Annotated in this window: 23 protein-coding genes and 1 pseudogene; 15 read left to right on the top strand and 9 right to left on the bottom strand. The window is 66.1% G+C overall.

All coding sequences use genetic code 11. From position 1 onward, the window contains the following. Nucleotides 1-18 precede the first annotated feature (18 nt). Nucleotides 19-447 (bottom strand): nucleoside deaminase, encoded by a 429-nt coding sequence (locus D8676_RS24910; RefSeq protein WP_121583836.1) that lies wholly within the window; start codon nt 445-447, stop codon nt 19-21. 87 nt (nt 448-534) lie between these two features. On the opposite strand from D8676_RS24910, the gene D8676_RS24905 reads away from it, so the two are divergent. The 11 genes from D8676_RS24905 (at nt 535) to lpxK (ending at nt 12,697) form a co-directional block, all read left to right on the top strand. Beyond that, a complete protein-coding gene (locus D8676_RS24905) occupies nt 535-2,589 on the top strand; it encodes a pseudouridine synthase (RefSeq protein ID WP_121583800.1) in 2,055 nt (684 codons plus the stop codon). Further along, entirely contained in the window at nt 2,570-3,133 is a 564-nt protein-coding gene (rsmD, locus tag D8676_RS24900; RefSeq protein WP_121583799.1) for a 16S rRNA (guanine(966)-N(2))-methyltransferase RsmD, read from the top strand. Before D8676_RS24905 ends, rsmD begins: the two co-directional genes overlap by 20 nt. A 147-nt stretch (nt 3,134-3,280) precedes the next feature. After that, complete coding sequence (locus D8676_RS24895; RefSeq protein WP_121583798.1) at nt 3,281-4,684, top strand: pitrilysin family protein; 1,404 nt, start codon at nt 3,281-3,283, stop codon at nt 4,682-4,684. 70 nt (nt 4,685-4,754) lie between these two features. Then, entirely contained in the window at nt 4,755-6,035 is a 1,281-nt protein-coding gene (locus D8676_RS24890; RefSeq protein WP_348629038.1) for a pitrilysin family protein, read from the top strand. Beyond that, on the top strand, nt 6,032-6,886 hold the full coding sequence (locus D8676_RS24885; RefSeq protein WP_245427145.1) for a patatin-like phospholipase family protein: 855 nt from the start codon (nt 6,032-6,034) through the stop codon (nt 6,884-6,886). The genes D8676_RS24890 and D8676_RS24885 overlap by 4 nt, the downstream gene beginning before the upstream one ends. Nucleotides 6,887-6,985: 99 nt before the next feature. Further along, nucleotides 6,986-8,329: a TldD/PmbA family protein gene (locus D8676_RS24880; RefSeq protein WP_121583796.1), complete on the top strand. Its 1,344-nt coding sequence runs from the start codon at nt 6,986-6,988 to the stop codon at nt 8,327-8,329. Further along, complete coding sequence (locus D8676_RS24875; protein WP_245427143.1) at nt 8,316-9,119, top strand: 3'(2'),5'-bisphosphate nucleotidase CysQ; 804 nt, start codon at nt 8,316-8,318, stop codon at nt 9,117-9,119. The genes D8676_RS24880 and D8676_RS24875 overlap by 14 nt, the downstream gene beginning before the upstream one ends. A gap of 175 nt (nt 9,120-9,294) precedes the next feature. After that, entirely contained in the window at nt 9,295-9,579 is a 285-nt protein-coding gene (locus tag D8676_RS24870) for a DUF4170 domain-containing protein (protein WP_121583795.1), read from the top strand. Further along, a complete protein-coding gene (locus tag D8676_RS24865; RefSeq protein ID WP_121583794.1) occupies nt 9,579-10,364 on the top strand; it encodes a lysophospholipid acyltransferase family protein in 786 nt (261 codons plus the stop codon). Before D8676_RS24870 ends, D8676_RS24865 begins: the two co-directional genes overlap by 1 nt. Continuing rightward, on the top strand, nt 10,361-11,671 hold the full coding sequence (gene waaA, locus D8676_RS24860) for a lipid IV(A) 3-deoxy-D-manno-octulosonic acid transferase (RefSeq protein WP_121583793.1): 1,311 nt from the start codon (nt 10,361-10,363) through the stop codon (nt 11,669-11,671). Before D8676_RS24865 ends, waaA begins: the two co-directional genes overlap by 4 nt. Next, entirely contained in the window at nt 11,672-12,697 is a 1,026-nt protein-coding gene (lpxK, locus tag D8676_RS24855; protein ID WP_121583792.1) for a tetraacyldisaccharide 4'-kinase, read from the top strand. A gap of 61 nt (nt 12,698-12,758) precedes the next feature. On the opposite strand, the gene D8676_RS24850 is transcribed toward lpxK, so the two are convergent. From D8676_RS24850 to D8676_RS24835, 4 genes are all read right to left on the bottom strand, one after another. After that, the gene (locus D8676_RS24850) at nt 12,759-12,995 is read right to left on the bottom strand and encodes a DUF2093 domain-containing protein (protein WP_121583791.1); all 237 of its coding nucleotides are present in this window, start codon (nt 12,993-12,995) and stop codon (nt 12,759-12,761) included. A 70-nt stretch (nt 12,996-13,065) separates the two neighbouring features. Next, entirely contained in the window at nt 13,066-14,919 is a 1,854-nt protein-coding gene (gene mutL / locus D8676_RS24845) for a DNA mismatch repair endonuclease MutL (protein WP_121583790.1), read from the bottom strand. A 100-nt stretch (nt 14,920-15,019) separates the two neighbouring features. After that, complete coding sequence (locus D8676_RS24840; protein WP_245427141.1) at nt 15,020-15,565, bottom strand: CAP domain-containing protein; 546 nt, start codon at nt 15,563-15,565, stop codon at nt 15,020-15,022. Then, entirely contained in the window at nt 15,562-17,130 is a 1,569-nt protein-coding gene (locus D8676_RS24835) for an FAD-dependent oxidoreductase (RefSeq protein ID WP_121583789.1), read from the bottom strand. The genes D8676_RS24840 and D8676_RS24835 overlap by 4 nt, the downstream gene beginning before the upstream one ends. Before the next feature lie 175 nt (nt 17,131-17,305). Between D8676_RS24835 and D8676_RS24830 the strand changes: the two genes are divergently transcribed. Further along, entirely contained in the window at nt 17,306-17,746 is a 441-nt protein-coding gene (locus tag D8676_RS24830) for a hypothetical protein (protein WP_121583788.1), read from the top strand. Nucleotides 17,747-17,825: 79 nt separating this feature from the next. Further along, entirely contained in the window at nt 17,826-18,500 is a 675-nt protein-coding gene (locus D8676_RS24825) for a superoxide dismutase (RefSeq protein ID WP_121583787.1), read from the top strand. Nucleotides 18,501-18,509: 9 nt separating this feature from the next. Here the strand turns inward: D8676_RS24825 and tdh are convergent, their stop codons facing one another. Beyond that, entirely contained in the window at nt 18,510-19,544 is a 1,035-nt protein-coding gene (gene tdh / locus D8676_RS24820) for an L-threonine 3-dehydrogenase (protein WP_121583832.1), read from the bottom strand. A gap of 103 nt (nt 19,545-19,647) precedes the next feature. On the opposite strand from tdh, the gene D8676_RS24815 reads away from it, so the two are divergent. Next, complete coding sequence (locus D8676_RS24815; protein WP_147448257.1) at nt 19,648-20,199, top strand: hypothetical protein; 552 nt, start codon at nt 19,648-19,650, stop codon at nt 20,197-20,199. Between the two features lie 2 nt (nt 20,200-20,201). Here D8676_RS24815 and D8676_RS24810 read toward each other — a convergent pair whose 3' ends face one another. Together D8676_RS24810 and D8676_RS24805 are read right to left on the bottom strand one after the other, a co-directional pair. Then, complete coding sequence (locus D8676_RS24810; protein ID WP_121583785.1) at nt 20,202-21,389, bottom strand: glycine C-acetyltransferase; 1,188 nt, start codon at nt 21,387-21,389, stop codon at nt 20,202-20,204. Between the two features lie 143 nt (nt 21,390-21,532). Next, nucleotides 21,533-22,012, bottom strand: coding sequence for a cupin domain-containing protein (locus D8676_RS24805; RefSeq protein ID WP_121583784.1), 480 nt, complete (start codon nt 22,010-22,012; stop codon nt 21,533-21,535). A 220-nt stretch (nt 22,013-22,232) separates the two neighbouring features. On the opposite strand from D8676_RS24805, the gene D8676_RS24800 reads away from it, so the two are divergent. Then, the gene (locus D8676_RS24800) at nt 22,233-23,339 is read left to right on the top strand and encodes a mandelate racemase/muconate lactonizing enzyme family protein (RefSeq protein ID WP_121583783.1); all 1,107 of its coding nucleotides are present in this window, start codon (nt 22,233-22,235) and stop codon (nt 23,337-23,339) included. Between the two features lie 12 nt (nt 23,340-23,351). Here D8676_RS24800 and D8676_RS24795 read toward each other — a convergent pair. Beyond that, a pseudogene (locus tag D8676_RS24795) lies at nt 23,352-23,510 on the bottom strand (acyl-CoA dehydrogenase); the annotation flags it as partial.

Below are 23,510 nucleotides of genomic sequence, written 5' to 3'. Positions count from 1 at the left end.
GCGACTTAGCGGCCGCGATCAGCGCTTCTCCTGAAAGAAGCGTTTCAGCATCTCCGACGCCTTGACTTCGCCAAAGCCGGAATAAACCTCCGGCGCATGGTGGCATGTCGGCGAGGCGAAGAAGCGCACGCCGCTGACCACCGCGCCGCCCTTCTCGTCGACCGCTCCGAAATAGAGTCGGCGGATGCGGGCAAAGGAGATGGCGCCGGCGCACATGGAGCAGGGCTCCAGGGTGACGTAGAGATCTGCCTCGCCGAGCCGCTCGGACGCCAGCCTGGTCGAGGCGTCGCGGATCACCAGCATTTCGGCATGCGCGGTCGGATCGGAGAGTTCGCGCGTGCGGTTTCCGGCGCGGGCGACGATCTCGCCGGCGCGGACGAGGACGGCGCCGATAGGCACTTCGCCGCGCGCGGCGGCGGCTTCAGCCTCGGCAAGCGCTTCGCCCATGAAATCGGAGCGGCCGGAATTCAATTCTATTTCCTCGCAAGCCCGAAACGATCCTGTTATCTAGCCGCGCAAAGAGGCAAAGGCCACATGGACGACGATCGAAAGAAATTTCCGCGCAAAGGCGGCGGCAAGCCGGGCGGACCGCCGCGAAAACCCGGCGAAGGCAGGCCGGCTTTTGCTGGCAAGCCGCGCGCGGCTGGCAAGAAACCCTACGCCAAGCGTTCGCCGGAGGCGGCAGCCTCCGCTGGCGAGCGGCCGAAGCGTGATTTCCGGCGGGACGACAGGCCGAGAGGCGAGGAGCGCGGGGCTGGCGCGCCAAAGCCTTTCCGCAAGGGGCCGCCGCGCGACGACAGACCTTTCGCCAAGCGCGAGGGCGAAGAGGGGCGCAAGCCGTTCGCCAAGCGCGCCGACGGCGAGCGCAAGCCGTTTGTGCGCCGGGAAGAAGGCAGCGACCGGCCGAGACAAGACTTCGAGCGGAGCGATCGCCACGGCGACAGACCCTTTGCCAAGCGCGAGGGCGGTGAGGGACGCAAGCCATTCGCCAAACGTGCCGACGGCGACCGCAAGCCGTTCGTGCGCAGGGAAGAAGGCGGCGACCGGCCGAAGCGCGATTTCGAGCGTCGGGAACGCCCCGCCGCGGAGGGCGGCGCTCCGCGTGAAGGCCTGCGTTCCTTCGGCTCGAAAAGCCATGAAGGGCAGCGGCGCTCCTATGGCATGAAGAGCCATGAGGGCGGCGAGCGCAAGCCGTTCAGGAAACGTCAGGAGGGCGTCGAGGACGTTGCCGGCGAACGGATCGCCAAGCGCCTCGCGCGCGCCGGCATTGCCTCGCGCCGCGACGCCGAGGATCTGATCGCGGCGGGGCGCGTCAGCGTCAACGGCCGCAAGCTGGACACGCCTGCATTCAACGTGATGCCTGAAGACCGGATCGAGGTGGACGGCACCGCCATCCCGGCCATCGAGCGCACGCGGCTGTTCCTGTTCCACAAGCCGGCAGGCTTGGTGACGACGAACCGCGATCCCGAAGGGCGCAAGACGGTCTTCGAGGTGCTGCCGGCCGACCTGCCGCGGCTGATGACCATCGGACGGCTGGACATCAACACCGAAGGCCTGCTGCTGTTGACCAATGATGGCGGGCTGTCACGCGTGCTGGAACTGCCGGCGACCGGGTGGCTGAGGCGCTACCGCGTGCGGGTGCACGGCAAGGTCGAGGAAAAGGCGCTCGCCGGACTGAAGGACGGCATCGCCGTCGACGGCGTTTTCTACGGCTCCATCGAGGCGACGCTCGACCGCGAACAGGGCAGCAACGCCTGGCTGACGATCGGCCTGCGCGAAGGCAAGAACCGCGAGGTGAAGAACATCCTCGGCGCTCTCGGGCTGGAGGTGTCGCGGCTGATCCGCATCTCCTACGGACCGTTCCAGCTCGGCGACCTGCCGGAAGGCCATGTACTGGAGATCAAGGGCCGCATGCTGCGCGAACAGCTCGGCGAGCGGCTGATCGAGGAGGCCGGCGCGAATTTCGAGGCGCCGGTGGTGAACCAGTTCCCCAACCAGCCGGTGAAGCGTGGGCCGGAACCGAAGGCCGAGCCGGTCGAGCGGCCGAGGATTGCGCGGGACGGCGAGCGCGGCCGGATCGGCGAAGGCGGACTGATCAAGAAGCGCCACCGCCGCGAGAATTCGCGGGACGAAGCCCTGGGCAAGCTGTCGACGCGGCCGGACCGCGGGGCAAAACCCGCTTTTGGCGACCGGCCCGACCGGGGACCGAAAAAATTCGATCGCGATGGAAAGTTCGGCGACGGACCGAGGCCTCCGCGCGCGGGAAAACGCGACCAGCCGCCGCTGGAACCACCGGGCCAGCGCAGGTCCAATGTGTGGATGGCTTCCGGTGCAAGGCCGATCGGCGCGGGCCGCGCCGCCGCCGAGAAGGCCGAGGCCGAGGCCAAGCGGACGGCGAAGAAGGCCGCCTATGGCAAGCCCCGGAACGGCAAGCCCGGAGGAAAGCCGGGATTTGGCAAGGCGGGAAGCGACAGGCCGCGAAGTGACAAGCCAGGGGGCGACCGGCCAGGGGGCGACCGGCCAAGGGGCGATCGGCCAACAGGCGGAAGAGGCGGGCCGCGGGGACGAGATGCGGATCGTCGGCGGTGAGTTCCGCGGCAGGCCGCTGGCCACGCCGCGCAGCCAATCGATCCGCCCGACGACCGACCGCACGCGCGAGGCGGTCTTCAACGTGCTCGCCCACCGCTTTGCGGACAAGCTCGAAGGCGCGCGGGTGCTCGACCTGTTTGCCGGAACCGGCGCGCTGGGGATCGAGGCGCTGTCACGCGGCGCGGCGCACTGCCTGTTCATCGAGGAATCGGCGGAAGGGCGTGGCCTGATCCGCACCAATGTCGAGGCATTGGGCCTGCAGGGACGGACGAAGATCTTCCGGCGCGATGCGACCGGGCTGGGCGATGTCGGCACGATCGCGCCGTTCGGCCTGGTCTTCGCCGATCCGCCCTATGGCAAGGGGCTTGGCGAGATGGCGCTTCGCTCGGCGCTCAAGGGCGGCTGGCTGCTGCCCGGCGCGCTTTGCGTGGTGGAGGAGGCGTCATCCGCGCATTTCGCTCCCGGAGAAGGCTTTTCCGTCGTCGACGAGCGCGGCTATGGCGACACCGTGATCCGCTTCATCGAGGCGGCCGGCGCGCGTTAAGAAGCCGCCGCACACTTTTTCGTGTCGATGCTCCAGCTTGCCGCGCCGCTCCGAATTCGGCCTCTTTTGCCCGCCAGATGACCAACAATTAACTTACGGCGCGGGTGTCCGCCCCATATAGTCCGGGCGAAACTCACTGGAGCAGACATGGCTTTTTACGCCGAGGCACCAAAGGCCCGGACATCGGGCATCGGATGGCGACGCAGCCTGCAGGGAGCGGCGCTGGCGCTGCTGCTGTCGGCCGGATCGGCGGCAGCCGTCGACAAGACGCCCGTCGAAAACAAGATATCCAGCTTCCTGCTCGACAACGGCATGGAAGTCGTGGTGATTCCCGACCGGCGCGCCCCGATCGTCACCCACATGGTGTGGTACAGGGTCGGCAGCGCCGACGAGCCGCCCGGAAAATCCGGCATCGCGCATTTCTTCGAGCACCTGATGTTCAAAGGCACGGCCAAGCACAAGGCCGGCGAGTTCGGCGCGAAGATCGCGGAGATCGGCGGCAGCGAGAACGCCTTCACCTCCGACGACTACACGGCCTACTACCAGACGGTGCCGCCCGAGGCGCTCGAGACCATGATGGAATACGAGGCCGACCGGATGCGCGGCCTGATCCTGACCGACCAGGTGATCGGGCCGGAGCGCGACGTCGTGCTGGAGGAGCGCCGCTCGCGTATCGAGACCAGCCCGCAAGCGCTGTTGTCGGAGGAGATAGAGGCGACGCTCTACCAGAACCATCCCTACCGCATACCGGTGATCGGCTGGATGCACGAGATGGAGAAGCTCAACCGCACCGATGCCGTCGCCTTCTACGACCGTTATTATGCACCGAACAACGCGATCCTCATCGTCGCCGGCGACGTTGATGAAAAGGAAGTGCGCGCGCTGGCGGAAAAGACCTACGGCAAGGTGGCGCGCGGGCCGGACCTGCCGCCGCGCATCCGTCCCGAAGAGCCCGAGCAGAACACGGCGCGCACCGTGACGTTGAGCGATCCGCGCGTTTCGGTGCCGAGCTTTTCACGATCCTGGCTGGTTCCCTCCTACCACACAGCCGAGCCGGGCGAGGCCGAAGCGCTCGACCTGCTGTCCGAGATCCTGGGCGGCGGCGTGCGCAGCCGCATTTACCAGGCCCTGGTGGTGAAAAGCGGAGTCGCCTCTTCGGTCGGCGCTTATTTCGACGGGTCCAAGCTCGACGAGACGGCCTTCACCGTCTACGGCGCGCCGCGCGGCACGGCCAAGCTCGAGGAAGTGCAGGCGGCGATCGGCGCGGAGATCGCCGCCATCGTCAAGGACGGTGTGACGGAGAAGGAACTGGAGAGCGCGCGAAACCGTTTCCTGCGCGCGATGATCTTCGCGCGCGACAACCAGGCTTCGATGGCAAATCTCTACGGCGCCGCGCTCGCAACCGGCAGCACGGTGGCGGATATCGAGGAATGGCCCGACCGCATCAAGAAGGTGACGACCGCCGACATCCAGAAGGTCGCTGCGAAATACCTGGCCAGCGACCATTCAGTAACGGGCTTCCTGCTGCCCGCCGACCCGATACAGAATTGACATGAGCATGATGACGCAACTGTTTGCGAAGACTCGGATTTCGGCCGCAGGCCTTGCCTTGGCCGCCTGCATGGCATTGGCCGCGCTGCCGGCGCAGGCCAACGTCGATATCCAGCAGGTGAGGAGCGAGAAGGGCATCACCGCCTGGCTGGTCGAGGACTATTCGGTGCCGATCGTGACGATCCGCTTTTCGTTCAAGGGCGGCAACACCCAGGACCCCGAGGGCAAGGAAGGCCTTTCCGAGCTGATGAGCGGCCTGTTCGACGAGGGCGCGGGAGAACTCGATTCCGACGCGTTCCAGATCAAGCTCGACGATGCCGGGGCCGAGATGCGTTTCGGCGCGGAGCGCGACCGGACTTTCGGCTCGATGCGCATGCTGGCCGAGAAGAAGGACGAGGCATTCGATCTGCTGAAGCTGGCGATCCAGCAGCCGCGCTTCGACGCCGCGCCGATGGACCGCATCCGCGCGCAGATCGTTTCGGGCATAGTCGCCAACCAGCGCGATCCCGAGACCGCGGCGCGGGTCAAATGGGCGGAAGCGCTCTATGGCGCCCATCCCTATGCGCGTCCGGACGAAGGCACGGAGAAATCGCTGGCGACGATCACCGCCGACGACCTGCGCGATTACCACCGGCGGGTGTTTGCGCGCGACAATCTCAACGTGGCGGTTGTCGGCGCCATCGATGCGGAAACGGTGAAGCGGGAGCTCGACAGACTGTTCGGCGACCTGCCGGAACGATCCGACCTGCGGCCGGTCGAGAAGGTGGACCTGAAGCTCGACCAGGAAGTGCGGGTGGACTACGACCTGCCGCAGACGTCGCTGCAGCTCGCCTATCCGGGCGTTCCGCGCGACGCGCCCGACTTCTTCGCTGCCTATCTGATGAACCACATATTGGGCGGCGGCACCTTCACCTCGCGGCTGTTCGACGAGGTGCGCGAAAAGCGCGGGCTGGCCTATGGCATCAATTCCTCGCTGGTGACGCAGGAATACGCCTCAAGCCTCGTGATCGGCACGGCGACGCGTTCCGACCGTGCCGCCGAAACGCTCGGCGTCATCCGCGACACGGTGCGCAGGATGGCGGAGGAGGGGCCGACCGAGGCCGAGCTGGCGGCGGCCAAGCAATATGTCATCGGCGCCTACGCGCTCAACAATCTCGACAGCTCCAGCGCGATCGCCTCGACCCTGCTCTCCCTGCAGGAAGAGAAGCTCGGGATCGACTATATCGACCGGCGCACCGCCCTGATCGAGGCTGTCACGCTGGACGAGGTCAAGGCGGCGGCAAGAAAGCTGCTCACGGCCGATCCGGCGATCCTGGTGATCGGGCCCCCGTTGGAAGGGACCAAGGGGTGACGACCGACGCCGTGGCCGGCGGCGGTCCGAGCTTCGCCATAGCCTTCGGCGGCGGCGGGGCGAGGGGGCTGGCCCACATCCACGTCATCGAAGCGCTCGACGAACTCGGCATACGGCCGGTCGCGGTGGCGGGGACCTCGATCGGCGCGATCATGGCGGCGGCCGTCGCCTCCGGCATGACAGGCAAGCACATCAACGCCTACGCCCGCTCGATCCTGTCGCGCCGCGCCGAGGTGGTCGCCAGGATGTGGAGCGCCCGTCCCGAGACGCTGTCGCAGATGATGGGCGGGTTCAAGGTCACGCAGTTCAACATCGAGCGCGTCCTGCATGCCTTCCTGCCGCACCAGGTTCCGAAGACCTTCGAGGAGCTGGCGATACCGCTGCAGGTCACGGCGACGGACTATTTCGGCCATCACCTGAAAGTGTTTTCCGAAGGCGATCTGCATCTCGCGCTGGCAGCCTCGGCCGCGATACCGGCGGTCTTCGCCCCGGTGGTGCGGGAAGGGCGGACCTACATCGACGGAGGCATGTACAATCCGGTGCCGTTCGACCTCCTGCACGGCAAGGCCGATATCGTGATCGCGGTCGATGTTGTGGGTTCGCCGCAGGAGGAGGGCCGCAAGCCGACCTCGATCGACCTGATGTTCGGCGCCACGCAACTGCTGATGCAGTCGATCATCGCGCACAAGGTGGAGCGTTGCCCGCCCGACATACTGCTTTGCCCGCCGGTATCCAAATACCGTGTGCTCGACTTCCTGAAGATAGACACGCTGATGGCCGAGACGGCGCCGGTGAAGGACGAGCTGAAGCGCGCCGTGGAGGCGGCCCTCAGGGCCAGGGCAGCCGCCTGACTGAAGTGCGCGACGCCGCAGCCATTGCAGAAGGCCGGCCGGAACAATAGATGGTTGGGCAGAGTTCCCCGCCTAGCGCATGAACAATCAGGACAGACGATGAATGATGCAGCCGATGCCGCGCGCTTGACCGACCAGGTCGCGGCCCTTGTCGAGGCGGCGAAGAAGGCCGGCGCGGACGCCGCCGACGCGGTCGCGGTAAGAGGGCGCTCGACCAGCGTCTCGGTGCGGCTGGGCAAGGTGGAGAGCACCAATTCCTCCGAAGGCGACGACGTGTCGCTGAGGGTGTTCGTCGGCAGGCGCGTCGCCAGCGTCTCGGCAACGGCTTCGTCCGATCCGGCAGCACTTGCCGAGCGCGCGGTCGCCATGGCGAAGGTGTCGCCGGAAGACCCCTACCAGGGGCTGGCTGACGCCAACCTGCTCGCCAAGACGATCCGCGACCTCGATCTCTACGATACGACGGCGGTCTCGGCGGACGAACTGCGCGAAAGCGCGCTCGCGGCCGAGGCGGCCGCGCTGGCGGTGCCGGGCGTGACGAATTCGGGTGGCAGCGGCGCCAGCGCGGGCCTTGGCGGGCTGGTGCTTGCGACGTCTCATGGCTTCGTCGGCCACTATCTCGGTTCGCGCTTCGGCCGCTCTGCGAGCGTGATCGCCGGGCAGGGGACCGGCATGGAACGCGACTACGATTATTCGTCGCGGCCGCATTTTGCCGACCTCGATTCCGCCGAAGAGATCGGCCGCAAGGCCGGCGAGCGCGTGGTGCGCCGGCTGAACCCCCGCAAGGCGAAGACCGGCACGGTCGACGTCGTGTTCGACCCGCGCGTGGCGCGTGGGATCGCCGGGCATCTCGCCGGCGCGATCAACGGCGCGTCGGTCGCCCGCAAGACGAGCTTCCTGCGCGACAGGATGGGCCAGCAGGTCGCCTCGGCGGCTATCACCGTGACGGACGAGCCGGCGCTGATGCGCGGCCAGGCTTCGCGGCCGTTCGACGGCGAGGGCATTGCCGGCGAAAAGCTGCTGATGGTCGAGAAAGGCGTGTTGAACCACTGGTTCCTGTCGACCTCGGCGGCGCGGGAGCTCGGCCTCCAGACCAACGGCCGCGGCGCACGCTCGGGCTCGTCGGTGTCGCCGTCTTCGACCAATCTGGCTATCGAGGCGGGCGAAAGGAGCCCGGAAGACATCATCAGGTCGCTGAAGACTGGCTTCTACGTCACCGAAGTGTTCGGCCAGGGCGTCGACATGATTACCGGCGAATACAGCCGCGGCGCTTCGGGCCTCTGGATCGAGAACGGCGAACTGACCCATCCTGTGGCGGAGGTGACGATCGCGTCGAACCTCAAGGATATGTTCCTCAGGATGGTGCCGGCGAGCGACCTCGACCGCAACTACGCGACCGCGAGTCCGACGCTGCTGATCGAAGGGATGACCCTTGCCGGCAGTTGAGCAGATCAACGAAACCGACCTTGCGGGCGATCTCGCTCTGCTGCTGGAGGCCGCGCGGGAGGCCGGAAAGATAGCCCTGCGCTATTTCGGGCAAAGCCCGGAGGTGTGGCTGAAGGGCGGCACGTCGCCGGTAAGCGAGGCCGACTACGCCGCCGACCATTTTCTGAACGAGACCCTGCTGGCTGCAAGGCCGGACTACGGGTGGCTCTCCGAGGAGAGGGCGGACGACGCCGCGCGGCTCGCGGCTCGTCGCACCTTCGTGGTCGATCCGATAGACGGCACGCGCGGTTTCCTGGAGGGCCGGCGCGACTGGTGCGTCTCCGTCGCGGTTGTCGAGCAGGGCCGGTCGATCGCCGGCGTGCTGGAATGTCCGGCCCGCCAGGAGACGTTTTCGGCGGTGCTCGGCGGCGGCGCCTTCAAGAATGGCAAGCGGCTGAAGCTCGGTGCTGTGCGGCCGGTGGCGCTGGTCGGAGGCCCGGCCGTGATGATCGATGCGCTGCCGCCCGACACACGCGACCGCCTGAAGCGCGCGGAATACGTGCCCTCGCTCGCCTACCGCCTGGCGATGGTGGCGGACGGAACCCTCGATGCGAGCTTCATAAAGCCGAATTCGCATGACTGGGACTTGGCGGCGGCGGACCTGATCCTGCGCGAGGCGGGCGGCGACATTCTCGACGAGCACGGCAGGCCGCCGAGCTATGGCGGATCGCAGATCCGGCACGGCTCGCTGGTTGCCGGCAGCGGCGCGCTTCTGGCCGCCATGGCCCGAACCATCGCCGTCGCCGGTTGAGAAGCGTCGAAATATGTTTGAAAAGGAAGCGTTTTCGGCTACTTCGCCACATATTCGGCTGAGCGCATAGTTGCTACGAAATGCCGGTTTTGCACAGGGCCGCGGCCCAAAAATCGATTCCGATTCCCCAGCCGATGCGTTAGACAGGCGGCTAGCAGCGAACAAGGTGTCCAAAATGGCCGGCGCAGATGGCGAAAAACAGCTTTTGCATCTGGTTTTCGGCGGTGAACTGAAGAAGCTCGGCAGCACGGAATTTCGTGATCTCGACGGGCTCGACATCGTCGGCATCTACCCGAACTACAAAACTGCCCACGCAGCCTGGAAGGCGAAGGCCCAAGCGAGCGTCGACAACGCGCACATGCGGTATTTCGTCGTTCATCTGCACCGGCTGCTCGATCCCGACATGACGGGGCCGGACATGAAAGGGCCGGAGATGAAGGGCTCCGGATCGGAACAATAATGGACGAGCAGACCGCAGCGCAGCCGGTGGTCCGGCGTGCCGCCAAGAAGAAGGCCGCCAATCGGCCAAAGGCCTTGTGGATGAAGATCCGCGAGCCGCTCGCCCAGTCGCGCGTGGCGAAGGGCGTCCTCACCTCGATGTTCGCACAGGCGCTGCGCTTCGTGAAGCTGACCAATCCGACGGTCGCCGGCTCGATCAAGCTTGACGGCACCTACGAGGTCGACGAACCGGGGATCGTGGCGCTCTGGCACGGCCAGCACCTGCTTGCGCCGGTCTTCTATCCGAGCAGCAGGGAACTGGTCGCGATGGTGTCGCGCAGCGCCGACGCAGAGCTGAACGCGATGGTCCTCGAGAAGTTCGGCATCGATGCGGTGCGCGGCTCCGGCGGACGGCAGAACACCCGCCATTTCGACAAGGGCGGCGCCAAGGCGCTCATTGCCCTGAAAAAGGCGCTCGACGCCGGCAAGAACGTCGCCATGATCGCAGACATACCGCATGGCAAGCCGCGCGAGGCCGGAATGGGCGTCATCCTGCTTGCCCGCCTGTCCGGTCGGCCGATCATCAGCGCGGCGATCGCGACCAGCCGCCGCAAGGTGCTGGAGAAGAGCTGGGACAAGACGACGATCAGCCTGCCTTTCGGCCGCAGCGCCATGGCCATCGGCGACCTCATCTATGTTCCGAAGGACGCGGACGAGGCCGAGATGGAACGCAAGCGGCAATTGCTGACCGACACACTCAACGCGGCGACGGCCGAGGCCTATGCCCTCGTAGATGGTGTGCGATGAGCGAGAAGTGGGCGCGTACCCTGCTGGCGGCATACCGGCTCGCGGGCGCGGCCGCTTTCCCGCTGGTCGGTCCCTACGTCGCCTGGCGCGCCACCAAGGGCAAGGAAGACCCGAACCGGCGGTATGAGCGCTCCGGCTACGCCGGTAAGCCGAGGCCGGACGGGCCGTTGATCTGGGCGCATGCGGCAAGCGTCGGCGAGACGATCGCCATCGTCCCCCTGGTCGAAAGCATTCTCGGTCTCGGCGTCAACATCGTGCTCACCACCGGAACGGTGACGTCGGCGCAGGTGGCGGAGGAACGCCTGGGCGACAGCATCATCCATCAGTTCGTGCCGCTCGACCTGAGGCCAGCGATCACGCGCTTCCTCAACCACTGGCAGCCGGATCTGGCGATCATCGCGGAATCCGAGATCTGGCCGATGACGATCATGGAGCTCGGAGGACGTCGCATCCCCCAGGTTCTGGTCAACGGACGCCTTTCGGAGCGCTCCTTCGCCTCGTGGCAGAAGCGTCGCTACATAGCTGAGGCGCTGTTCGAGAACCTCTCGCATGTGGTGGCGCAGTCGGAGGCGGACGCCGAGCGCTTTGAGGCGCTGGGCGCCAGGCCGGTGACGGTATCGGGCAACCTCAAGGTCGACACAGTCCCACCACCCGTCGACGAACGAGCGCTGCACTCGATCGCGCGCCAGCTCAGCCTGCGCCCGACCTGGGCAGCCGTCTCGACGCATGAGGGCGAGGAGAGGATGGCGGCGGAAATCCACAGGATGCTGCGTTCGCGCCATCCCGGGCTGCTGACCATCATCGTGCCGCGCCATCCCGAGCGGGCCGCGGCGCTGGCGGCCGAATTCGCGGCGATGGGGCTGCGGGTCGTGTTGCGCAGTTCGGGCGATCGCGTCCGTTCGGACACGGACATTTTGCTCGGCGATACGATCGGCGAGATGGGCCTCTATCTCAGGCTGACCGAGATCGCCTTCGTCGGGCGTTCGCTGACCTCGGAAGGCGGCCAGAACCCGCTCGAGCCGGCGATGCTGAAAACGGCGGTGCTCGCCGGGCGCAACGTGCAGAATTTCCGCGAAGCCTACCAACGGCTGATCGACAGCGGCGCGGCCAAGCTCGTCGCCGACCGCGACATGCTGGCCGGCGCGGTCAATTTCCTGCTGATCAACGACGGCACCCGCCGCAAGATGATGGCGGCGGGAACCGCGACCGTCGACGAGATGCGCGGCGCGCTTTCCAAGACGCTGAAGGCGCTCGAACCGTTCATCCATCCGCTGATCGTCAAGGCGCGGCTCAAGGGTACGCGCTGAATGGCCAGCGAAGCGCCTCCGTTCTGGTGGGAGCGGCCGGATTGGCGCGCCTACGCCCTCTACCCGGCGTCGCGCATCTACAGCTTCGTCGCCACGCGGCGGATGATCAACGCGCGGCGCGAGAAGCTGGACATCCCGGTGCTGTGCGTCGGCAACTTCACCGTTGGCGGCACCGGCAAGACGCCGGTCGCGATCGCGCTCGCCAAGCAGGCGAAGAAGATGCACCTGACGCCCGGCTTCCTGTCGCGCGGCTATGGCGGCAGCATCGGCGAGCCGCATGTCGTCGACCGCAAGCACGACAGCGCCCGGCAGGTTGGCGACGAGCCGCTGCTGCTGTCGGACCACGCGATCACCGCGACGACGCCGAACCGCGTTGCAGGCGCCAAGCTCCTGATGCAGCGCGGCTGCGATTTCCTGATCATGGACGACGGCTTCCAGAGCGCCCAGATCCACATGGACTATGCGCTGGTCGTGGTGGACGGGCGCTACGGCGTCGGCAACGGCCATGTGCTGCCCGGAGGGCCGCTGCGCGCCAACCTGATCGACCAGGTTCGTTTCGCGACCGGCATCGTGCGCATGGGCGAGGACAAGGCAGGCGAGGCGGTGGTCAGGCTGGCGGCGCGCGCCGGCCGCCCGATCTTCGAGGCAGTGACGAGGACGCGCGGCGCCGACAAATTCGCCAACCGGCGCTTCCTCGCCTTCGCCGGCATCGGCCATCCGGACAAGTTCTTCGACACGGTGACCAATGCGGGCGGCGAGGTCGTGATGACCCGGTCGTTTTCGGATCACCATTTCTACTCGAACGACGAGTTGAAGGAACTGGTGGATATGGCCGGCGGCGCCGAACTGGAGCTGATCACCACGGCCAAGGATTTCGCCCGCCTGCGCAACGGCACGGCGCTGAAGGAAATGCTCGACAAGCTCAACGTGCTGGAGATCGACGCGGTGTTCGAGAACGCGCTTGCGACGAAACGCATCATCGAGGAAACGCTCGCTGCCTGGCGGGAGCGGCGGCTGAAGGCCTGACGCCCGGTTATTTCAGCATAATCTTTTCCGAAAACCGCTACACACTTTTCGGGATCATGCGTCAGGTGCGCCGGCGGCTAAGCTCCGGATTGGCGTCCATTTCACGCTTCAGCGAGGCGGCTGCGTTGATATAGGCCTCCTGCCGGGCGACGCTCCAGTACTTCAACTCGTCGAGCGGGATGGATTCGCCGGTGACGGCGCAGCGCACGAAGGCGCCGGGGCTGGTGACCTGGAAATCGCCGTCGAGATAGCGGATACGGGCTTCCCGGGCGCCGGGACCCTCAAATCTGTTCATCATCGTTTTGTTCCGCCACAAAACCCCGAAGAGGTCAAGCGGGCGAAATCGCGCTGGATGCCGACGGGCATGGCTAACGCCGGCCGAACAGCCGCTCGATGTCGGCGAGCTTGAGTTCGATATAGGTCGGGCGGCCGTGGTTGCAGGTGCCGGAGCCCGGCGTCGCCTCCATCTGGCGCAGAAGCGCGTTCATCTCCTCGGGCTTCAGCAACCGGCCGGAGCGGACCGAGCCGTGGCAGGCCATGGTCGCCGCGATACGGTCGAGCCGTTCCTTCAGCGTGTCGACCGTGTCGTTGTCTGCGATCTCGTCGGCGAGATCGCGTACAAGCTGGCCGACATCGGTCTCGCCGAGCATGGAGGGCGTCTCGCGCACCGCGACCGCGCCGGGGCCGAAGCGTTCGATACCGAGGCCGAAGCGGGAGAGCGTGTCGGCATGGGAGGCGAGGCGCTCGGCATCCTCCTCGGGAAGGTCGACGATCTCGGGAAGGAGAAGCATCTGCGCCGGCATGGGACGCGAGTGGAGGGCCTCTTTCAGCGCCTCGTATACCAGGCGCTCATGGGCGGCGTGCTGGTCGACGATAACCAGGGAATCGTGGGTCTGCGCGACGATGTAGTTCTCGTGCACCTGCGCGCGGGCGGCACCCAGTTCGGCGCCGAGCAGGCTTTGGTCCGGCGCGTCGATGCCGGCGCGCGCGTCGGCGCTGACGGCCGGGCCGGCGTCGAAGGCGGCCTGGACGCTTTCTCCAAAACCCTGGCCGAAACCCATGTCGAGGGGACGGTAGGGCGAGCGGGCGGTGTCGAAGCCGCCGGAGGAAGCGCGGAAGGACGGATCGTAGGTGCGGTGGCCGTTGGCGGGACCCGGATGGCCGTAGGTTGCTGGACCCGGCCTGAATGCATTGGCGAGGCCGGCCGCTCCCGTGGTCGCCGAGCGGATGCCGGCGGCGGCGAGCGCCTGCTTGATGGCGCCGACGATCAGGCCGCGGACGAGGCCGGGATCGCGGAAGCGGACATCCGCCTTTGCGGGGTGGACATTGACGTCAACCAGCGCCGGATCGAGCGTCAGGAAAAGCACTGACACCGCATGGCGGTCGCGCGGCAGCACGTCGGCAAAGGCGCCGCGGATGGCGCCGGCGATCAGTTTATCGCGCACCGGGCGGCCGTTGACATAGGCATATTGCTGCAGCGCGTTGGCGCGGCTGTAGGAGGGGATGGATATGTGGCCGGAAAGCGCCACGTCCTCGCGGACCGCGTCGACGGCAAGCGCGTTTTCAGGGAAGTCGGAGCCCATCACCTGAGCGATGCGGCGCAGACGCCCTTCCGGCGTGTCGTCCGCCGCCGGCAGGTCGAGCGTCGAGCGGTCGGTGCCCGAGAGGGTGAAGCGGACGGAAGGGAAGGCGATGGCGATGCGCTTCACCACGTCCGATATCGCCGAGCTTTCGGCGCGTTCGCCCTTCATGAATTTCAGCCGGGCCGGCGTCGCGAAGAAGAGGTCGCGGACCTCGACCGACGTGCCGCGGTTGGCGGCCGCCGGCTTCACCGCCGACAGATGGCCGCCTTCGACGGAAACCTCGGCCGCGGCATCGGAGCTTGGCGTGCGCGAGCGGATGGCAAGCCGTGCGACGGAGCCGATCGAGGGCAGGGCCTCGCCGCGGAAGCCGAGCGATCGGATGTCGTGGATGTCGGTCGAAAGCTTGGACGTGCAATGGCGGGAGACCGCGAGCATCAGCTCGTCGATGGCTATGCCGGAACCGTCGTCGACCACGCGGATGAGCGACAGGCCGCCGCCGGCGGTGGCGATCTCGACGCGCGAAGCGCCGGCGTCGAGCGCGTTCTCGACCAGTTCCTTCACCACGCTTGCAGGACGTTCGATGACCTCGCCGGCGGCGATCTGGTTGATCATCGTGTCGGATAGCTGGCGGATGGGCATGCGGCGATTATACAGGGATTCGGCCGGCCGGCGACCGGTCGGTTACGGCAGATCACATGATGTTGCCGCGTCAGCCACTCGGCCCGTAGTCCCTAGGGCCTTACTCGCAGGCGAAGAACGTCGCGAAATCGCCGACCACGGAAACCCCGGCGTAGCGCAGCTTGGGCCGAAGCAAATTCCTCCGGTGGCCCGGGGAGTTCTTCCATCCCGCAAAAAGGCTTTGTGCGCTTCGATATTTTTGGCCGACGTTTTCCGCGCACACGATGCTGATCCCGGCCGCCCTTGCCGCAGCCGATCTCTGCCGGAAGCCATCGTGGCTGAGCCTGTTCCTCGTCGCCTGATACCGGCTGTGCTGCCGGGCCAGGGCCTGCAGCGTGCCATTGGGAACAAGCGGCGAGAGGCCGCGGCTCTTCCTGTAGGAATTGATCAAGGCGAGCGTCTGCGGGCCAAAATTGCCGGTCGCCGCCAGCACGACGTGCGCGGTGGGCTTGCCGTCACCGGAATAGGCCAGGCTCGGGAAGGTTGCCAGAACGACGGCGGCGAAGGCGGCTATGTGAAGGCGCATGAACAAACGTAGCTGCCTTGGCCTCCGGCCTTCAAGGACGTCTCGAAGCAACGTGTGGCAAAGGTTATCAATTTCCTTCACGCGGCTCGGAGGCCGATTGACCCGGCCAGGTATTGCCGGATGGCCGGCAGGTCGACGACCTTTCCGCAAAGGCCGACATGGCCGTCGGGCCGGATCAGATAGAATGACGGCTGCGGGATGCCGACACGGGCGAGTTCGGCGTCGTTGTCCGGGTCGGAGGGAATTGTCCAGGTCCGGACGATGTCGCCATAGCCAAGATCGGTCGAATTCGGCGCGGGTTGACCGAGGGCGACGAGGTGGAAATGAAGATCGTCGAAGGCGCGAAACGTGTCCTCGACCGTGCCGTGTGCCTGTAGCCTGAGGTGGAGCCAGGGGAAGCGGTCGCCGCAATGCGGTCCTTCGAAGGGCAGGGCGTCGAGGGCCTTCGAAAGCGAACTCCTGCGGTAGTTGATCCCGGTCTGCGACACGATGCGGAAAGCGTACTGCTGGATACGCTCGTTCGACATCGCGAAGGCGGCGATGCGGGCGAGGATCTTGGTGCGCATCAGCCCGGCCAGATGGCTGTCGGAAACGACGAGCTTGAAGCCGTTGTCGGTGGTCTTGAGCAACCTTTCCGCGACGGGGTGGCGTTCCTCGTGATAGCTGTCGAGGAGGTCGGGCCTGGCCTCGCCCTTGACGACCAGCGCCAGCTTCCAGGCGAGGTTGTAGGCGTCCTGCAGGCCGGTGTTCATCCCTTGCGCGCCGACCGGGCTGTGTATGTGGGCGGCATCGCCCAGGATGAAGGCGCGGCGGTCGCGAAAACGCTCGGCGGCGCGATGATGGATGCGATAGGCCGAAAACCAGCTGCACCTCTTGATCACGAGATTGTCGCCCGCCTCCTCGCGCAGCGATGGCAGGACGGCGTCGAGCGCGAGATCGTTCCGGTCGCGAAGCTCTGGCGGGACGATGCCGACGATGCGCCAGTGGTCGGTGCCGCGCATCGGGAAAAGCAGATGAAAACCCGTCCGCCAGAGATAGACATTGACCTGTTCGGGCGCCATCGTGCCTGTCATCTCGATATCGGCGACGAAGAAGACGTGCTCGTAGGGCGCGCCGGGGAACTCGATGCCGGAGAGCTTTCGAACGGCGCTGTGGGCTCCGTCGCAGCCGGCAGCAAAGGTAGCCATTACGGTGCGGCTCGAACCGTCGGGCAGCTTCAGCGTCGCCGAGACATGGTCGGGATGCTGGACGAGATCCACCAGCTCGGTGTTCCACTGGACGCGGACGCCGAGCGCGGCGAGCTTCTCGCCCATGATAAGCTCATTGTCGTCCTGGCCGAGCACGAGGATGTAGGGATAGGGCGTGACGCCGCCACCGGCGTCGCCGAGCGGGACATGCGCCATGCGGCGGCCCTGCGCCCACAAGGTGGCGCCGGCGCCCTTCTTGCCCAGTTCCAGCGCGCGGTCGGCGATACCGAGCTGGGCATAGATCTCCAGCGTGCGGGCCTGGACGCCGAGCGCACGGCTCTGCTGGGCCGGGCCGCTGTGGCGATCGATGATCTCCACATCGACGCCGCGCCGCACGAGCTGGTTGGCAAGCATGAGGCCGGTCGGGCCGGCGCCGACGATCAGGACATCCGTATCCACATTGCCCCTCCGCAACTGGAGACGCCCGAACCTAGCATAGGACGGGATAGGCCGCATCTGTCCTGCCGGACATTGGCGAGATCAGCCCGCCGCATGAATTTCAGTGGGGACGTCCAAGGATTTCATCGAAAGCGGAAATTGTGGTACAGGCCGGTGGGGTTGCTTGGGAGGGGTCATGGCCGCGCCGCTGTTTGCAATCGTGTTTTTGACGGTCTTGGGCTCGCCTGCGCTGGCCGGGGAGCCAAGCGAGGTGGTGAGGCCATTCTACCTGCAGCCGGGGCTCGAACTCGAGCAATCGGCGCGCGGGCACTTCATCGATCCGGCGCGCAAGGTGCTGAACCAGAACGACGCGATCCGGCAGGGCGGCGAGGTGGGCTGCCTGGACCCGGCGTTGCCGTTCAACGACACCAATTACGATCCGGCCGAGATCGCCAGCACGCTGAAGCTCGAAGAGATCGTGAGCGGCAACGAAGCGACGGTGCTGGCGAAGTTCATGGCCGAGGGTGAGGAACAGGCGGTGCAGTGGCAACTCAAGGATATCGGCGGCCGCTGGCGCATCGCGGACATGATCTCGACATCCAAGGATTGGGCGCTGAGCCGCTTCCAGTGCGAGTGATGCACAATCTCGCGAGCAGCGGGGAACGTTAGGGACGCGCCTTCGTTCGGATCTCACACGAGGACGAAAGGACTTCGCCATGCTGATCACCCGCCGCACGACACTGGCGCTTGGCGCCGCCGCAGCCGCCTCCGCCATGTTCAAGCCCCATGTCGCCCGTGCCGCGGCGCCCTTCGAGCAGCCGCCGCTGCCCTATGCCGAGGATGCGCTGGCGCCGCAGATCTCGGCGCGCACGGTGGGGCTGCACTACGGCAAGCACCACAAGGGCTATTTCGACAAGCTGAACGAACTCGCGCCGGGCACCCCCTATGCCGATATGCAGCTTGAGGAGGTGGTCGTGGCGTCGAAGAAGGGCGGCGACGACAAAATCTTCAACCAGGCGGCGCAGGCCTGGAACCACGTCTTCTACTGGGACCAGTTCGACGGCGGCCCGGCCGCGCCGGAAGGGGCGTTCGCCGAGGCTGTCGCGCGCGATTTCGGCGACGAAAAGGGGCTGTTCGACGCTTTCGGCAAGGAGGCCAACAATGTCTTCGGCACCGGCTGGGTGTGGCTGGTGTCCGATGGCGGCAAGCTCGCCGTGAAACCCTATCAGGATGCCGGCAACCCGCTGCCGGACGGCCAGACGCCGCTCGTCGGCATCGACGTCTGGGAGCACGCCTATTATCTCGACTACGAGAACCGCAAGGCCGAGCATGTGGCCGCGGTGCTGGCGGGGCGCGTCAACTGGAAGAAGGCAGGCGAGCGGATGAGCTAGCCGCGCCGCTCACCAGTCCATCACGACCTTTCCGGAATTGCCCGACTTCATCGCCTCGAAGCCGGAGATGTAGTCGTCGACGCCGATGCGGTGGGTGATGAGACCCGAGACGTCGAGCGGCCCCTGCACCAGCGCGATCATCTTGTACCAGGTCTCGAACATCTCGCGGCCGTAGATGCCCTTGAGATGCAGCATCTTGAAGATGACCTTGTTCCAGTCGATCTCGAAGCCGGTCGGCGCGATGCCGAGGATGGCGATCTTGCCGCCATTGTTCATCGTGTCGATCATGTCGCGGAAGGCGTTGGCCGACCCCGACATTTCGAGGCCGACGTCGAAGCCCTCGCGCATGCCTTCCTGGCGCATGACATCGCGCAGGTTTTCTTTCGAGGCGTCGACCACGTGATGGACGCCGAGCTTCTTCGCCAGCGCCAGCCGGTTCGGATTGATGTCGGTGATGACGACCTTTCGCGCGCCGACGACCTGCGCGACCAGCGCGCCCATGATGCCGATCGGCCCGGCGCCGGTGACCAGCACATCCTCGCCGACGAGGTCGAAGGACAGCGCCGTGTGCACGGCGTTGCCGAGCGGATCGAAGATAGCCGCGATCTCGTCGGGAATGTCGTGGGGGATCGGCACCACATTGTGCTGCGGGATGGCGACGTATTCGCCGAAGGCGCCCGGCCGGTTGACGCCGACGCCTTGCGTGTTGCGGCAGAGATGGCCGCGCCCGGCGCGGCAGTTGCGGCAGTGGCCGCAGACGATATGGCCCTCGCCGGAGACGCGCTGGCCGACCTTGTATTCGGTCACCGCCGCGCCGAAGTCGGCGACCGTGCCGACGAACTCATGGCCCGTCACCATCGGCACCGGCACCGTCTTCTGCGCCCACTGGTCCCAGTTGTAGATGTGGACGTCGGTGCCGCAGATCGCGGTCTTCCTGACCTTGATCAGCACGTCGTTGGGGCCGATCTCCGGCACCGGCACCTCTTCCATCCAGATGCCCGGCTCGGGCCGCGCCTTCACCAGCGCGCGCATCATGTTGGACATGAAAAACTCCAACCAATCGATTCAATTCGGCCGATCTGCGAAACCCAGCAGAAGCCCGCTTATATTACTTACCCCCGCGAAGCGGCGAACGGAATGCCGGTGCATGACAGACAAAGTTCAAGTCAAGAAGCGACGGCGGCGGGTTGGCTGCCTTCCCGTGGTGCTCATCCTGATTGTTGCGCCGATAATTGCCTGGAAGGTTCTCGAACATCGTTTCCGGCTCTGGCTGATCCCCGAGGATCTCGGCGTTTGGTGGATCAGCTATGCCGAGCAGGAGAGCTGGGGCTTCGGACCGGGAGGCAACGAAACCTCCGTCATTATCTACGCGTTGCCTGAAGAAGCCGCTCGGGCCACTTCTGCGAGCGGTGCCGCATATCTCAACCAGCTCGACAGCGCGGCTCGGCCGCCCCGCGACCGCCACAACATGTTTGGCGAGTGGAAGCCAACCCCTGTTTTGGAAGGCGAACTGGGCAAACGCGCCAACCTTGCCGGCTATCTCAATCGCTATGGCTTCGGAATCCGGATCAACAGGGGCATCGAGACCTACATCAACTCGGTAATCTCTTCGCCGGGCAGCTTCTACGCCTATGGACGTATTGGTGTGGCGATTGTCGATCCCAGCAAACGCAAGGTCGTCTTCCTGCATTCGGGGTGAGCCTATCGGATGATAGCCAGTTCCTTGCCCACCGCGCCGAACGCGTGGATCGCCAGGTCGATGTCTTCGGGCGAATGCGCCGCCGACATCTGCGTCCTGATCCTGGCCTGGCCCTTCGGCACGACGGGGAAGGAGAAGCCGATCACATAGATGCCGCGCTCCAGCATCCTTTCCGCCATCTGCTGCGCCAGCGTCGCTTCGCCGAGCATCACCGGGATGATCGGATGATCGGCGCCCGCCAGCGTGAAGCCGAGCTTCGTCATCCCGGAGCGGAAGCGCGCCGCATTCTCATAGAGGCGCGTGCGCAGCGCATCGCCCCTCTCGACGATGTCGAAGACCTTCAGCGAGGCGCCGGCTATGGCCGGCATCAGCGTGTTGGAGAAGAGATAGGGGCGGGAACGCTGGCGCAGCCAGTCGACCACCTGGCGCCTGCCCGAGGTGTAGCCGCCCGACGCGCCGCCGAGCGCCTTGCCGAGCGTGCCGGTGATGATGTCCACGCGGCCTTCGACGCCGCAATGTTCGGCCGAGCCGCGCCCGTGCCTGCCGATGAAGCCGACCGCGTGGCTGTCGTCCACCATCACCATCGCGCCGTATCTCTCCGCAAGATCGCAGACGCCCCGGAGATCGGCGATGATGCCGTCCATGGAAAAGACGCCGTCGGTGGCGATCAGCTTGAACCGGCTGCCTTCGGCCCTCTTCAATTCTTCCTCGAGGGCGGCCATGTCGTTGTTGGCATAGCGGAAGCGCTTGGCCTTGGAGAGGCGGACGCCGTCGATGATCGAGGCGTGGTTGAGCGCGTCGGAGATGATAGCGTCTTCCTCGGACAGCAGCGTCTCGAACAGGCCGCCATTGGCGTCGAAGCATGAGCCGTAGAGGATCGTGTCCTCCATGCCGAGGAAGCCGGAGATCCTGGCCTCGAGCTGCTTGTGCTCCTCCTGCGTGCCGCAGATGAAACGCACCGAGGCCATGCCGTAGCCGTAGCGGTCGAGCGCGGCCTTGGCCGCATCGCGCAGCTCGTCGCTGTCGGCGAGGCCGAGATAGTTGTTGGCGCAGAAGTTCAACAGCTTTCGGCCGGAGACCTCGATCTCGGCCGATTGCGGGGAGGCGATCACCCGTTCCGACTTATAGAGGCCGGCAGCCTTCAGCCCTTCCAGCTCGGACGAGATGTGGTTGAGGAATGGATTGCTCATCGGCAGTCTGCCCTGGATTGAAACCGCAGGGACTGTCGCGCGGCGCGGCCGAAAAATCCATGAAAAAGGCGACCGGAACGCAAGTGGGCGAGACGTTTAGGGGACGTCTCGCCCACCTTCACCCTTTGCCGCCCAAGCACGGCTCAGGATAGCGGGGCCCCGATGATGTCGATGCCGTTTCTCGCGCAGGCCTCCGTCAGCGCCGCGATCATCGCCGGCGTCGGTTCGACGGGCGGCGGGAGCCCGGCGCTGAGCGCCGGCTCGCCCATTTCCCGGATCATGGTCTCGAAATCGCCGCCGGAGGTGATCGTCAGGCAGCGCGCGCCCTCCGGCGATTCGACCCGGAACGAATGCGGCTTGCCCTTGGGCGCCAGCACCGTCTCGCCTGCATGGGCGATCGATTGCTTGCCGTCGATGTGGATGAGCATCGAGCCTTCCAGGATGTGGAAGACCTCGTCCTCGTTGCGGTGGATGTGCAGCGGCGGGGACTCGCCGTAAGGCATATAGTGCTCGACGACGCTGACACGATCCTCGCCCGCATTCCACGAAAGGCGCACATTCACCAGCGTGCCCTTGAACCAGAACAGTTCACCCGAAGTCGCCGCCGGCGCATGCATGTTCATCACTTTGTTCCTCCAGATTCCTTGCATGGATAGGAGTAGGGCCGGGCTGTAACGGTTCGACAGCGAGCGGGGCCGGAATCGTATCAGCTCTCTGAAACAGTCTGGCCGGACCAGTTCGGGGCGCGCCTGTCACGAATGCGACGCGGTCGCCCGACGTTTCCCTTGCTCCGCCTGGCGGCGAAACCGGCTAGCTTGCGGTCGCCAACGGGAGCGGACAGGGATGACGATCACCAGCATCAGCCTCTTCAGGCAGTGGCAGCCGTTTCGCGACGGCACCTACCGCTGCTCGGGCGGGCGCAGCGCCGAGGGTTTCGACTCGACCATCGTGGAGATAGTCACAGGCGACGGCGCTGCCGGTTACGGCGAAATGGCGCCGCTTGGAAGCTTCTACGATCCGGCCTTCGCCGAAGGGGCGAGGGCGGCGATGCGCGAGCTGGCGCCGAAGCTGATCGGCGAGAAGGCAGCCGGCATCGATGCGATCAGCCGGCGCATGGATCTACTGCTCAAGGGGCATCCCTATGCCAAATCCGCGGTCGATATGGCGCTGTGGGACCTCGCCGGCAGGCGAAGCGGCCTGTCGCTGGCGACGATGACCGGCGGCGGGGAAGGGGACAGCGTGCCGCTCTACCGCTCGCTGGCGCAGGAGATGCCGGAGGCAATGGCGACGCGTGCCCGCAAATACATCGCCGAGGGCTACCGCCGCCTGCAGGTGAAGGTCGGCCTCGACGTGCGCGAGGATATCGAGCGGCTGGAGGCGGTGCGCGCCGCCGTCCCTTCGGACACCGTGCTGTTCTGCGACGCCAATGGCAGTTGGGGCACGGCCGAGACGAGGCAGTTTCTCGCCGCGACGCGCGCCATCGACTATGCGCTGGAGCAACCCTGCGCGACCTATGAGGAGAACCTGGCGATCCGCCAGGCATGCGACCGGCCGCTCATCCTCGACGAGACGATCGACAGTGTCGATGCGCTGCTGCGTGCGCTTGGCGACTCGCTGGTCGACGGCATCACCATCAAGCTCGCGCGTGTCGGCGGCCTGACAAAGGCGCGGCTGATCCGCGATGTCGCCGTCGCGCGAAACCTGAAGATCACCATCGAGGATACCGGCGGCGCCGAGATCGACACCGCTGCCTATTCGGGCCTGCTGCTGTCGACGCCGGAGGGGCTCAGGCAGCATACGGTCGACTTCCACAACTGGGTGACGGTGTCGAACGCCAAGGCCGATTTCAGGATCGCCGGCGGACGGATGTGGCTGCCGGAGGGGCCGGGCCTTGGCGTGGAGGTCGACCGGCTGGCGCTTGGCGAGCCGGTCTTTAGCTGCTCCACCTAGCGGCCGTCCTTCTCAGAAGAACGCCTGCAGGCCGGTCTGTGCGCGTCCCAGGATGAGGGCGTGGACGTCGTGGGTGCCCTCGTAGGTGTTGACCGTCTCCAGGTTCTGCGCGTGGCGCATCACGTGGAACTCGATCTGGATGCCGTTGCCGCCATGCATGTCGCGAGCCTG

This window comes from Mesorhizobium sp. YM1C-6-2 (assembly GCF_003666685.1).
Classification (GTDB): domain Bacteria; phylum Pseudomonadota; class Alphaproteobacteria; order Rhizobiales; family Rhizobiaceae; genus Mesorhizobium_K.
Note: the sequence above shows the minus strand (reverse complement) of the source record. Positions and strands in the feature narration are given on the sequence as shown.

Coding starts and splice junctions, on each gene's coding strand:
- D8676_RS24815 (WP_147448257.1), top strand. CDS start 19,648: ATGACAGACAAAGTTCAAGTCAAGAAGCGACGGCGGCGGGTTGGCTGC.
- D8676_RS24905 (WP_121583800.1), top strand. CDS start 535: ATGGACGACGATCGAAAGAAATTTCCGCGCAAAGGCGGCGGCAAGCCG.
- tdh (WP_121583832.1), bottom strand. CDS start 19,544: ATGTCCAACATGATGCGCGCGCTGGTGAAGGCGCGGCCCGAGCCGGGC.
- mutL (WP_121583790.1), bottom strand. CDS start 14,919: ATGCCCATCCGCCAGCTATCCGACACGATGATCAACCAGATCGCCGCC.
- D8676_RS24850 (WP_121583791.1), bottom strand. CDS start 12,995: ATGATGAACAGATTTGAGGGTCCCGGCGCCCGGGAAGCCCGTATCCGC.
- D8676_RS24800 (WP_121583783.1), top strand. CDS start 22,233: ATGACGATCACCAGCATCAGCCTCTTCAGGCAGTGGCAGCCGTTTCGC.
- rsmD (WP_121583799.1), top strand. CDS start 2,570: ATGCGGATCGTCGGCGGTGAGTTCCGCGGCAGGCCGCTGGCCACGCCG.
- D8676_RS24805 (WP_121583784.1), bottom strand. CDS start 22,012: ATGAACATGCATGCGCCGGCGGCGACTTCGGGTGAACTGTTCTGGTTC.
- D8676_RS24895 (WP_121583798.1), top strand. CDS start 3,281: ATGGCTTTTTACGCCGAGGCACCAAAGGCCCGGACATCGGGCATCGGA.
- D8676_RS24810 (WP_121583785.1), bottom strand. CDS start 21,389: ATGAGCAATCCATTCCTCAACCACATCTCGTCCGAGCTGGAAGGGCTG.
- D8676_RS24870 (WP_121583795.1), top strand. CDS start 9,295: ATGGCCGGCGCAGATGGCGAAAAACAGCTTTTGCATCTGGTTTTCGGC.
- D8676_RS24910 (WP_121583836.1), bottom strand. CDS start 447: ATGGGCGAAGCGCTTGCCGAGGCTGAAGCCGCCGCCGCGCGCGGCGAA.
- D8676_RS24865 (WP_121583794.1), top strand. CDS start 9,579: ATGGACGAGCAGACCGCAGCGCAGCCGGTGGTCCGGCGTGCCGCCAAG.
- D8676_RS24880 (WP_121583796.1), top strand. CDS start 6,986: ATGAATGATGCAGCCGATGCCGCGCGCTTGACCGACCAGGTCGCGGCC.
- D8676_RS24830 (WP_121583788.1), top strand. CDS start 17,306: ATGGCCGCGCCGCTGTTTGCAATCGTGTTTTTGACGGTCTTGGGCTCG.
- D8676_RS24825 (WP_121583787.1), top strand. CDS start 17,826: ATGCTGATCACCCGCCGCACGACACTGGCGCTTGGCGCCGCCGCAGCC.
- waaA (WP_121583793.1), top strand. CDS start 10,361: ATGAGCGAGAAGTGGGCGCGTACCCTGCTGGCGGCATACCGGCTCGCG.
- D8676_RS24890 (WP_348629038.1), top strand. CDS start 4,755: ATGGCATTGGCCGCGCTGCCGGCGCAGGCCAACGTCGATATCCAGCAG.
- lpxK (WP_121583792.1), top strand. CDS start 11,672: ATGGCCAGCGAAGCGCCTCCGTTCTGGTGGGAGCGGCCGGATTGGCGC.